The following is a 235-nucleotide window of genomic DNA, read 5'->3' as shown; positions in this document are numbered from 1 at the left end:
TGTCACCGTCTGACCATTAAAACTGGCTCTATTTGGAACCCCGTACTCTGTTTGTAAATAACCATCAGTACTACTTAAGGTTACCTTATAAGGAGCCTTACATATATCCAATGCATCACTACGATTAACAGTATTGCCATCCTTATCCACAAACGATACCGATATATCCCCTGTAGCAGTAACACCATTTATACCCTGTCCATCTCCATCATCATCTCCCCAATAATTATACCTA

At 39.6% G+C, this 235-nt stretch carries 1 protein-coding gene; it reads right to left on the bottom strand.

Annotation, left to right across the window (positions count from 1 at the left end; genetic code table 11):
- Positions 1–235 (bottom strand): hypothetical protein (locus GQ598_RS11025; RefSeq protein WP_160404154.1); only part of this gene is annotated, 235 nt, incomplete at both ends.

The sequence above is a fragment of the Gilliamella sp. Pas-s95 genome (assembly GCF_009795795.1).
GTDB classification, from domain to species: Bacteria; Pseudomonadota; Gammaproteobacteria; order Enterobacterales; family Orbaceae; genus Gilliamella; species Gilliamella bombicola.
The sequence above is the reverse complement of the archived record's forward strand: the minus strand, read 5'-3'. Positions and strand labels throughout refer to the sequence as shown.